This is a genomic window from Streptomyces sp. NPDC059443 (genome assembly GCF_042750105.1).
GTDB lineage: Bacteria > Actinomycetota > Actinomycetes > Streptomycetales > Streptomycetaceae > Streptomyces.
In genome coordinates this window covers 147,166-157,396 of record NZ_JBHYVM010000017.1, presented here as the reverse complement: position 1 = coordinate 157,396, position 10,231 = coordinate 147,166, and the positions used below count along the sequence as shown (strand labels likewise).

Sequence of the window (10,231 nt, the reverse complement as noted above, 5' to 3'; positions counted from 1 at the left end):
CCCCGCGCCCCGCCCCCCCCCCCCCCCCCCCCCCGGCGGGGCCCCCCCCCCCCCCCCACCCCCCCCCCCCCCCCCCCCGCCGCCCCCCCCCCCCCCGGGGGTCCGGGGGCTGGCCCCCGGCAACGGCGCCGCACGGCGGGCACGGCGCGGCACCACTATCCAGCCCCGCCGGCGTTTGAGGCGCCCCCGACCCGGGTGGGTCAGATGCCCAGGCGGGCCACCGTGAGCTTCGCGATGGCGTCCTCCGGGCCGTCCAAGGCCACCGCGGCAGCGGACTGGCGGCCGAAGCAGAACAGGGTGAGCTCTCCCGGCTCGCCCGTGACCGTCACCACCGGGGTGCCCTTGTGGGCCACCGCCGTCTGGCCGTTCGGGCGGCGCAGGACCAGGCCCACCGGGGAGCGGCGGCCCGTCAGGCGGGCCAGTTTCTCCAGGCGGGACCAGAGGCTGTCGGAGAAGACCGGGTCGAGCGTCCGCGGGGTCCAGTCCGGCTGGGCGCGCCGGACGTCCTCCGCGTGGACGTAGAACTCCACCGCGTTCGCCGCCTCGTCGATCTGCTTCAGGGAGTAGACGGACATCTTCGGCGGGCCCGTGCGGATCAGCTGCACGAGTTCCTCGTACGGCTTGGCCCCGTACTCCTCCATCGCCTGGTCCAGCCGGGCCTTGAGGACGTTCAGGAGGAGCCCGCCCGCCGCGTCCGGGCGGCGTTCGCGGACGACCACGTGCGCCGCGAGCTCCCGCGTCCGCCAGCCGTCGCACAGCGTCTGCGCCTCTGGCCCGGCCGACTCCAACAGGTCCGCCAGCAGCAGTCGTTCACGCTTCGCATGGGTAGACATGCGGGCCAGCCTACGGCCGGAACCCGTACCACGCCTGCCCATCAGGCGGACAGGGCGCCCTGATCGCCGTACCGGCCCGGCACAATGGGACCCATGAGTACGTCCTCCCTCGATCCCGCCATCGCCGCCCGCCTCAAGCGCTCCGCGGACGGTCTGGTCCCGGCCATCGCCCAGCAGTACGACACCGGTGAGGTGCTCATGCTCGGCTGGATGGACGACGAGGCCCTGCACCGCACCCTGACCACCGGCCGCTGCACGTACTGGTCGCGCAGCCGTCAGGAGTACTGGGTCAAGGGCGACACTTCCGGCCACTTCCAGCACGTGAAGTCCGTCGCCCTCGACTGCGACGCCGACACCCTGCTCGTCCGGGTGGACCAGGTCGGGGCGGCTTGCCACACCGGGGCCCGTACGTGTTTCGATGCCGACGTCCTGCCCCTGGCCGGTCCCTCCGGCCCCGCCGTCTAAGACGAACAAGCCGAAGACGAACAGCCGAAGCCGAAGAGGTAGGGTCCCACGCCATGGATCTTGAGACGTTCCGCAAGCTCGCGGCCGACCGCCGCGTCATCCCGGTCAGCCGCAAGCTGCTGGCGGACGGGGACACGCCCGTCGGGCTCTACCGCAAGCTGGCCGCCGAGCGCCCCGGGACGTTTCTCCTGGAGTCGGCCGAGAACGGCCGCTCCTGGTCGCGCTACTCCTTCGTCGGCGTCCGCAGCGCCTCCACCCTGACCGTCCGCGACGGCCAGGCCCACTGGATCGGCACCCCGCCCGTCGGCGTGCCCACCTCCGGCGACCCGCTGGACGCCCTGCGGCAGACCGTCGAGGCCCTGCACACCCCCCGCGACCTCTCCTCCAGCCTGCCGCCCTTCACCGGCGGCATGGTCGGCTACCTCGGCTACGACATCGTGCGCCGCCTGGAGCGCATCGGCGAGCACACCACCGACGACCTCCAGCTGCCCGAGCTGACCATGCTGCTCACCTCCGACCTGGCGGTCCTGGACCACTGGGACGGCACCGTCCTGCTCATCGCCAACGCGATCAACCACAACGACCTCGAAGCCGGCGTGGACGAGGCGTACGCGGACGCCCTCGCCCGCCTGGACGCCATGGAGGCGGACCTCGCGCGGCCCGCCCCGTACGCGCCGATGCCGCTGCCCGCCTCCGAGCTCCCGGAGTACTCGGCCCTGTGGGGCGGCGAGAAGTACCAGGAGGCCGTCGAGGACGTGAAGGAGCGGATCCGGGCCGGCGAGGCCTTCCAGGTGGTGCCCTCGCAGCGGTTCGAGACCCCCTGCAAGGCCTCCGCGCTCGACGTCTACCGGGTCCTGCGGGCCACCAACCCGTCCCCGTACATGTACCTCTTCCGCTTCGAGAACGGCTTCGACGTGGTCGGGTCCAGCCCCGAAGCTCTGGTCAAGGTCGAGGACGGCCGGGCCATGGTCCACCCCATCGCCGGCACCCGGCACCGCGGCACCACCCCGCAGCTGGACAACGAGCTCGCCGACGAGCTGCTGGCCGACCCCAAGGAGCGCGCCGAGCACCTCATGCTCGTCGACCTGGGCCGCAACGACCTGGGCCGGGTCTGCGAGCCGGGTTCGGTGGAGGTCGTCGACTTCATGTCGATCGAGCGGTACTCGCACGTCATGCACATCGTCTCGACCGTGACGGGCCGCGTCGCCCAGGGCAAGACCGCCTTCGACGTGCTCACCGCCTGCTTCCCGGCCGGCACCCTCTCCGGCGCCCCCAAGCCGCGCGCCATGCAGATCATCGAAGAACTGGAGCCCACCCGCCGCGGTCTCTACGGGGGCTGCGTCGGCTACCTCGACTTCGCCGGGGACTCCGACACCGCCATCGCCATCCGCACCGCGCTGCTGCGCGACGGCAAGGCGTACGTCCAGGCCGGCGCCGGAGTCGTCGCGGACTCGGTGCCCGAACTGGAGGACTTGGAGTGCCGCAACAAGGCCGCCGCGGTGCTGCGCGCGGTGGGAGCGGCGAACCGCCTCCACGGCTCCTGAGCCCGTAGGGGATAGTGGGGGGCGTGAGCGCCGTACCCCCGCCCCGAATCGACCCTGCCGCCCCCGGAACCGAACCCGAGGCGCCGGGCCGCCGCGGCGCGGGCCGCCGCAGCGTGGCCGTCGCCCTGCTGCTCGGCACCCTCGGTGCCACCGTCGTCCTGCTCGCCTCCGGGCGGGTGTGGGCCCGGGGCACGGCCGCCTTCGGCGGCGGCTCGCTGCCGCTGAGCGCGGACGGCCAGAGCGTCACCGGACTGCCGGCCGCCCTGGCCATCGTGGGCCTCGCCGCCCTGGTCGCCGTCTTCGCCGTGCGCGGCAAGGGCCGGCTGCTGGTGTCGGCGCTGCTCGCCCTGAGCGGCCTGGGCGCGGCGGCGGCCGCGCTGGTCAACGCCGACGGCCGCCAGGCCCTGGACGCGGCGGCCGCCCGTACCACGGCGGACACCGCGGCCCGCGTGGCCGGCCTGACCCATACGGCGTGGCCCTACGTGACGGTCTGCGGCGCGGCGCTGATCCTGGTGGCGGGGCTGCTCGCCCTGCGGTTCGGGCGCGCCTGGCCGGCGATGGGCGGCCGCTACGAACGCGACGGCAGCCCGAAGCCCCGTAAGGCGGCCGTGGTGGACCCGGACCGGCCCGAGGACCTCTGGAAGGCTCTGGACCGGGGCGAGGACCCGACCGGGACCCCCTGAACCGCGCGGCCTTCCGGTGCGGGACAATGAGCATCGAGCGAATGACCATCGAGCGTTCGACACAGCACGTGCGGCGTGCGACAGAGCACACCCGAGTACGAGGAGCAACTCATGGCGGGCACTAGCCACGGACACACCCCGGCCGCCTGGACCGGTGTCATCATCGCCTTCATCGGTTTCTGCGTCTCCGGCGCCTTCATGGTGCTGGCGAACCCGCTGGGCTTCTGGGCCGGTCTCGTCGTCGTCGCCATCGGCGGTGTCGTGGGTCTGGCGATGAAGGCCGCGGGCATGGGTGCGCCGAAGGCCGCCCACAAGGACCTCGCCGAGGTCATCGCGGCCAACCGCCTCGCCAAGGTCTGAGGCGGGTCGGGCCCCAGTCGGGCCGTCGACTTCGAAAGGCGCGGCCCTGTCGGGCTGCGCCTTTTGTCATGAGCGGAGAGAATCAGCGGGTGGACGCCTCTCGTACTCCAGAACGCGCGCCGTCCGCGGCACCCGCCGACCCCCCGGCGATACCGCGGCCGGGTCCTCCGGCCGGCCCTCCGGCCGGTTCTCCGTCCCGGGCCCGGCGGCTGGTCTCCCCGGCGCTCACGCTGGCCTCGGCCACCGCGGCCATGGCGTACGTGGGCACGGTGAATCCGTACGAACCGGGCCACTACCCGGTCTGTCCGCTGTTCCGGCTGACCGGGGTGCTCTGCCCCGGCTGCGGGGGACTGCGCAGTGCGCACGCGTTCGCCCACGGCGATCTCGTGACGGCAATCGGGGCGAATGCCCTGGCGGTCGCCGGCTACTTCTTCTTCGCGGGCTTCATGGTGCTGTGGCTGGTTCGCGCCCATCGCGGCGGGCGGGCACCGAGGCTGGTGATGAAGCCGGTGCACTGGTGGGTGATCGGCGTGGTGGCCCTGGTCTTCTCGGTTGTCCGGAACCTGCCCATGGGCTCTTTCCTGGCGCCCTGAGGTATTGGTGAAGCAAAGATTCCCCATGTCCATTTAATGGGACGCCGTCAACCGCGTGCGGAGGGCAAGGCGTCCTGCGGATACCATTTGAACTGCTGACCTTGCGGTTGTACGTGTCCGCAAGGCGGCCGACCGCCATCGACCCGGAAGGGGGCCGCTCGCGTGAGTGTGCTCGACGAGATCATCGAAGGGGTCCGCGAAGACCTTGCCGAACGGCAGGCACGCGTCAGCCTCGACGAGCTCAAGGAGCGTGCCGCCAAGGCGCCCCAGGCCAAGGACGGCGTCGCTGCCCTGCGCGGCGACAGCGTCAAGGTGATCTGCGAGGTCAAGCGCTCCAGCCCGTCCAAGGGCGCGCTGGCAGCCATCGCCGATCCGGCCGGGCTCGCCGCCGACTACGAAGCGGGCGGTGCGGCGGTCATTTCCGTCCTCACCGAGCAGCGTCGTTTCGGTGGCTCGCTGGCCGACCTGGAGGCCGTCCGCGCCCGCGTGGACATCCCGATCCTGCGCAAGGACTTCATCGTCACGGCGTACCAGCTGTGGGAGGCCCGCGCCTACGGCGCCGACCTCGTGCTGCTGATCGTCGCGGCCCTGGAGCAGGAGGCCCTCGTCTCCCTCATCGAGCGTGCCGAGTCCATCGGGCTCACCCCGCTCGTCGAGGTCCACGACGAGGAGGAGATCGAGCGTGCGGTCGCGGCGGGCGCCAAGATCATCGGCGTCAACGCCCGCAACCTGAAGGACCTCAAGGTCGACCGCTCCACTTTCGAGCGCATCGTCGGCGAGATCCCGGCCCACATCGTCAAGGTTGCCGAGTCCGGCATCCGCGGGCCGCACGACCTGATCGCCTACGCCAACGAGGGGGCCGACGCCGTCCTCGTGGGGGAGTCCCTGGTGACCGGCCGCGACCCGAAGTCGGCCGTGGCCGACCTCGTCGCCGCCGGAGCCCACCCCGCCCTGCGCCACGGGCGGAGCTGACCCGTCCCGTGACCCACGACCGCCCCTCCGTCCGCACCCGGCCCGGCTCGCGCCTGGCCGGCGTGCCGACGGCGCACGCGCCCCTGGCGCGCGGCTGTCGCCCCCGCGGCTGCCGCGCCCCGGCCCGGCGCGTGCACGGGCGGCGGGTCCGGTACGTGATCGGCTCCGAGCCCGGTCAGGTCAACGGCATGCGATGGCGCACCCCCGACGCGCCGTAACGAGGCCGCCCCGGCAGTGGTGTACGACGTACACCGCGCCCGTCGGCGTACCCGTACGGCCTGCCGCCCGAGCCGCCGGCTCCGGGGGCGGGCCGCCCCGTACCGCATGCACACACTCCAGCGGGGTGTGAGCGTGGCGGGAGGGCGGCGCAATACGGTGAAGACATCCGCGTCGCACCCGTAGGAGTACCTGGGCATGTCCAGCGCCACCAGTGAGTTCTTCATTCCGGACCCCGAGGGTCACATCCCCAACGCCGAGGGCTATTTCGGCGAGTTCGGCGGCAAGTTCATCCCGGAGGCGCTCGTCGCCGCCGTGGACGAGGTCGCCGTCGAGTACGAGAAGGCCAAGGGCGACCCGGCCTTCGCGGCCGAGCTCAACGACCTGATGGTCAACTACACCGGCCGCCCCAGCTCCCTCACCGAGGTGCCGCGGTTCGCCGAGCACGCCGGGGGCGCGCGGATCTTCCTCAAGCGCGAGGACCTGAACCACACCGGCTCGCACAAGATCAACAACGTGCTGGGCCAGGCGCTGCTCACCAAGCGCATGGGCAAGACCCGCGTCATCGCCGAGACCGGCGCCGGGCAGCATGGCGTGGCCACCGCCACCGCCTGCGCCCTCTTCGGCCTCGAATGCACCATCTACATGGGCGAGATCGACACCCAGCGCCAGGCCCTCAACGTGGCCCGCATGCGCATGCTGGGCGCCGAGGTCATCGCCGTGAAGTCGGGCTCGCGCACCCTCAAGGACGCCATCAACGAGGCGTTCCGCGACTGGGTCGCCAACGTGGACCGCACCCACTACCTCTTCGGTACCGTCGCCGGCCCCCACCCCTTCCCGGCCATGGTCCGCGACTTCCACCGCGTCATCGGCGTCGAGGCCCGCCGCCAGATCCTGGAGCGCGCCGGACGGCTGCCCGACGCCGTCGCGGCCTGCGTCGGCGGCGGTTCGAACGCCATCGGCCTGTTCCACGCCTTCATCCCGGACGCCGGGGTCCGCCTGGTCGGCTTCGAGCCGGCCGGGCACGGCGTGGAGACCGGCGAGCACGCGGCCACCCTGACCGCGGGCGAGCCCGGCATCCTGCACGGCTCCCGCTCCTACGTCCTCCAGGACGAGGAGGGCCAGATCACCGAGCCGTACTCCATCTCGGCCGGCCTGGACTACCCGGGCATCGGCCCGGAGCACTCGTACCTCAAGGACGCCGGCCGCGCCGAGTACCGGGCGGTCACCGACGACCAGGCGATGCAGGCCCTGCGGCTGCTCTCGCGCACCGAGGGCATCATCCCGGCCATCGAGTCGGCGCACGCCCTCGCGGGCGCGCTGGACCTCGGCAAGGAGCTCGGCAAGGACGGGCTGCTCGTCGTCAACCTGTCCGGCCGCGGTGACAAGGACATGGACACCGCCGCGCGCTACTTCAACCTGTACGACACCAACGCCTCCGAGGGGGAGTCCAAGTGAGCGGCAACATCGAACTCCTCTCGGCCACCCTCGCCAAGGCGAAGTCCGAGGACCGCGCGGCCCTCGTCGCCTACCTCCCGGCGGGCTTCCCGACCGTGGACGGGGCCATCGAGGCCGTCAAGGCCGTCATCGAGGGCGGCGCGGACGTGGTCGAGATCGGCCTCCCGCACAGCGACCCGGTCCTGGACGGCGCGATCATCCAGACCGCCGACGACATCGCCCTGCGCGGCGGAGTCAAGATCGCGGACACCCTGCGCACCGTCCGCGAGGCGCACGAGGCCACCGGCGCCCCGATCCTGGTCATGACCTACTGGAACCCCATCGACCGCTACGGCGTCGAGCGGTTCACCGAGGAGCTCGCCGCGGCCGGCGGCGCGGGCTGCATCCTGCCCGACCTGCCGGTCCAGGAGTCCGCGCTGTGGCGCGAGCACGCGGCCAAGCACGGTCTCGCGACCGTCTTCGTCGTGGCCCCCAGCAGCAAGGACGAGCGTCTGGCCACCATCACGGCGGCCGGTTCCGGCTTCGTCTACGCGGCTTCGCTCATGGGTGTCACCGGCACCCGCGAGTCGGTCGGCAACCAGGCCGCGGACCTCGTCCGCCGCACCCGCGCCACCAGCGAGCTCCCGGTCTGCGTCGGTCTGGGCGTCTCCAACGCCGTCCAGGCCAAGGAGGTGGCCGGCTTCGCCGACGGGGTGATCGTCGGCTCGGCCTTCGTGAAGCTGCTGCTGGACGCGCCGGACCTGCCGGCCGGGCTGGACGCCGTACGGGCGCTGGCGGGCGAGCTGGCGGAAGGCGTACGCAGAAGCTGACGCCGGACGGGCCGGGGACGGGGTTCTGTAGCCCGATCGGGTGGAAGTAGGGGCAGGGAGGCACGAGAGTGCCTCCCTGCTTCGTTTGGCGGAACGTGAGTGACATGAACGACGGTGCGAACCGCGATGCGACGAAACGATCGGCCCGTGAGCGACTCCACGCGGAGCGCGAGCGGCAGAAGGCCAAGGACAAGCGCAGGCGGACCCTCGTGGTGTCGGCGGCGGTGGTCGGCGTACTCGGTCTCGCGGCCGTCGTCGGCCTGATCGCGGCGAACACCGGCAAGGGCGGCTCCTCCGCGAAGGCAGGCCCCCTGGTCGCCCCCTCCGGGGCGACCGGCAAGGACGCGCTCGCCATCCAGGCCGGCAAGCCCGAGGCCGCTTCCACGTTGACAGTGTGGGAGGACTTCCGCTGCCCGGCCTGCAAGGCCTTCGAGACCAACTACCGGGACACCATCCACGAGCTGGAGGGCAAGGGCCTGCTCAAGGTCGAATACCACCTGGTCACCCTGATCGACGGGAACATGGGAGGCACCGGCTCCCTCCGGAGCGCGAACGCGGCGGCCTGCGCGCAGGACGGGGCCAAGTTCTCCCCGTACCACGACGTGCTCTTCGAGAACCAGCCGGAGGAGACCAACGACGCCTACGGCAAGAACGCCAAGCTCCTGGAACTGGCCGCCAAGGTGGAGGGTCTGGACACCCCGGAGTTCCGCACGTGCGTGCAGGACGGTACGCACGACAGCTGGGTGAAGAAGTCGCAGGACGCCTTCCGCGCGGGCAAGTTCCGCGGCACCCCGACCGTGCTCCTCGACGGCAAGGACATCTTCGCGGACCAGGCCAACCCGCTGACCCCGCAGAAGCTGAAGGAGAAGGTGGAGGCGGCCGGCAAGGGCGGCCCGGGCGCCGCGAAGCCGTCCGGATCCCCGTCGCAGTCCCCGTCCGCGTCCCCGTCGCCGTCCCAGGCCTCCTCGGCCCGCTCGGCCTCCCCGTCGGGTTCCTCCTCGGGTTCGGCCTCGGCCCGGTCGGGATCCAAGACGGGGTCGGGTACGTCCACTACGTCCTCTACGTCCACGAAGGCGGCCCCGGAGGACTGAGACCCCCGTCTCGATTCGGCAGCAGCTTGCCGGACGGGTTGTGGTCCGCACCGTCCGGCAAGGTAGCGTCGGGTCTTGCCATGAACCTTGCCTTCATTCCCAGTCCGTCGACGGGCGTGCTCCATCTCGGACCGATCCCGCTGCGCGGCTACGCGTTCTGCATCATCATCGGCGTCTTCGTCGCCGTCTGGCTCGGCAACAAGCGCTGGGTCGCCCGCGGCGGAAAGCCGGGCACGGTCGCGGACATCGCCGTGTGGGCGGTCCCGTTCGGCCTGGTCGGCGGTCGCCTCTACCACGTGATCACCGACTACCAGCTCTACTTCGGCGAAGGCCGCGACTGGGTCGACGCCTTCAAGATCTGGCAGGGCGGCCTCGGCATCTGGGGTGCGATCGCGCTCGGCGCGGTCGGTGCCTGGATCGGCTGCCGCGTGCGCGGCATCCCGCTGCCCGCCTGGGCGGACGCCCTGGCCCCCGGGATCGCGCTGGCCCAGGCCTGCGGGCGCTGGGGCAACTGGTTCAACCAGGAGCTGTACGGCCGCGCCACCGACCTGCCCTGGGCGGTGGAGATCAGCGACGGCCCGAACCGCGTCGCCGGGACCTACCACCCGACCTTCCTCTACGAGTCGTTGTGGTGCGTCGGCGTCGCCCTCCTGGTGATCTGGGCCGACCGCCGCTTCAAGCTCGGACACGGGCGGGCGTTCGCGCTGTACGTGGCCGCGTACTGCGTCGGGCGGAGCTGGATCGAGTACATGCGGGTCGACGAGGCCCACCACATCCTGGGCCTGCGGCTCAACGTGTGGACCTCGATCGTGGTCTTCATCCTCGCCGTCGTCTACTTGGTCCTCTCGGCGAAGCTGCGGCCGGGCCGCGAGGAGGTCGTCGAGCCGGACACCGGTGAGGTCGTGGCCGAATCCGAGGACGGGGACACCCCGGAGGCCAAGGACGGCGAGGGCGACGCCAAGGCGGAGGACGCCAAGGCAGAGGCGGACAAGGCCGAGGCCGAGCCGAAGGACGCGGACACCGCGGCCGAAGCCGCCGACAAGGACAAGGCCGAAGCCGGGGCGGACGCCGCGGACAAGGCCACCGAGGCCAAGAAGCTCTGACCGGGGTTCCGGTCGAGAGGGGAAGGGGGGGCCGCCCCAGCGCCGCCGCCCCCCCCCGGTGCCGGGCGCGCGGCCCCCCCCCCCCCCCCCCGCCCGGGCCCCCA

General features: G+C 72.3%; 11 protein-coding genes and 1 pseudogene. 11 read left to right on the top strand and 1 reads right to left on the bottom strand.

The window, feature by feature from the left end; genetic code table 11:
- Positions 1-200: 200 nt before the first annotated feature.
- Complete coding sequence (locus tag ACFXDJ_RS18850) at positions 201-833, bottom strand: TIGR03085 family metal-binding protein (protein ID WP_384661263.1); 633 nt, start codon at positions 831-833, stop codon at positions 201-203.
- An 84-nt stretch (positions 834-917) separates the two neighbouring features.
- Here ACFXDJ_RS18850 and hisI point away from each other — a divergent pair, with 84 nt between their 5' ends.
- The 11 genes and pseudogenes from hisI (at position 918) to lgt (ending at position 10,127) form a co-directional block, all read left to right on the top strand.
- Positions 918-1,298, top strand: a complete 381-nt coding sequence (gene hisI, locus ACFXDJ_RS18845) for a phosphoribosyl-AMP cyclohydrolase (RefSeq protein WP_384661266.1) — start codon at positions 918-920, stop codon at positions 1,296-1,298.
- Positions 1,299-1,351: 53 nt separating this feature from the next.
- Entirely contained in the window at positions 1,352-2,842 is a 1,491-nt protein-coding gene (locus tag ACFXDJ_RS18840; RefSeq protein ID WP_384661270.1) for an anthranilate synthase component I, read from the top strand.
- 14 nt (positions 2,843-2,856) lie between these two features.
- Positions 2,857-3,525, top strand: a complete 669-nt coding sequence (locus tag ACFXDJ_RS18835; protein WP_384661273.1) for a TIGR02234 family membrane protein — start codon at positions 2,857-2,859, stop codon at positions 3,523-3,525.
- Between the two features lie 111 nt (positions 3,526-3,636).
- Entirely contained in the window at positions 3,637-3,885 is a 249-nt protein-coding gene (locus ACFXDJ_RS18830; RefSeq protein WP_384661276.1) for an HGxxPAAW family protein, read from the top strand.
- A gap of 269 nt (positions 3,886-4,154) precedes the next feature.
- Entirely contained in the window at positions 4,155-4,478 is a 324-nt protein-coding gene (locus ACFXDJ_RS18825; RefSeq protein ID WP_384849676.1) for a DUF2752 domain-containing protein, read from the top strand.
- 162 nt (positions 4,479-4,640) lie between these two features.
- Positions 4,641-5,450 (top strand): indole-3-glycerol phosphate synthase TrpC, encoded by an 810-nt coding sequence (gene trpC / locus ACFXDJ_RS18820; RefSeq protein ID WP_356517739.1) that lies wholly within the window; start codon positions 4,641-4,643, stop codon positions 5,448-5,450.
- Between the two features lie 8 nt (positions 5,451-5,458).
- A complete protein-coding gene (gene trpM, locus ACFXDJ_RS18815) occupies positions 5,459-5,668 on the top strand; it encodes a tryptophan biosynthesis modulator TrpM (protein ID WP_384849673.1) in 210 nt (69 codons plus the stop codon).
- Positions 5,669-5,864: 196 nt separating this feature from the next.
- Positions 5,865-7,124 carry a tryptophan synthase subunit beta gene (gene trpB / locus ACFXDJ_RS18810; protein WP_384661281.1) on the top strand — a complete coding sequence of 420 codons (1,260 nt, stop codon included), beginning with the start codon at positions 5,865-5,867 and terminating at the stop codon, positions 7,122-7,124.
- A complete protein-coding gene (gene trpA, locus ACFXDJ_RS18805) occupies positions 7,121-7,933 on the top strand; it encodes a tryptophan synthase subunit alpha (protein WP_384661284.1) in 813 nt (270 codons plus the stop codon). The genes trpB and trpA overlap by 4 nt, the downstream gene beginning before the upstream one ends.
- 104 nt (positions 7,934-8,037) lie before the next feature.
- A pseudogene (locus ACFXDJ_RS18800) lies at positions 8,038-8,823 on the top strand (DsbA family protein); the annotation flags it as partial.
- Positions 8,824-9,104: 281 nt separating this feature from the next.
- Positions 9,105-10,127 (top strand): prolipoprotein diacylglyceryl transferase, encoded by a 1,023-nt coding sequence (gene lgt / locus ACFXDJ_RS18795; protein ID WP_384661286.1) that lies wholly within the window; start codon positions 9,105-9,107, stop codon positions 10,125-10,127.
- Positions 10,128-10,231: the final 104 nt, after the last annotated feature.

What these genes read in the sequence shown, in the direction of transcription:
- ACFXDJ_RS18850 (WP_384661263.1), bottom strand. Translation starts at nt 833, where the DNA reads ATGTCTACCCATGCGAAGCGTGAACGACTGCTGCTGGCGGACCTGTTG.
- hisI (WP_384661266.1), top strand. Translation starts at nt 918, where the DNA reads ATGGGACCCATGAGTACGTCCTCCCTCGATCCCGCCATCGCCGCCCGC.
- ACFXDJ_RS18840 (WP_384661270.1), top strand. Translation starts at nt 1,352, where the DNA reads ATGGATCTTGAGACGTTCCGCAAGCTCGCGGCCGACCGCCGCGTCATC.
- ACFXDJ_RS18830 (WP_384661276.1), top strand. Translation starts at nt 3,637, where the DNA reads ATGGCGGGCACTAGCCACGGACACACCCCGGCCGCCTGGACCGGTGTC.
- trpB (WP_384661281.1), top strand. Translation starts at nt 5,865, where the DNA reads ATGTCCAGCGCCACCAGTGAGTTCTTCATTCCGGACCCCGAGGGTCAC.
- lgt (WP_384661286.1), top strand. Translation starts at nt 9,105, where the DNA reads ATGAACCTTGCCTTCATTCCCAGTCCGTCGACGGGCGTGCTCCATCTC.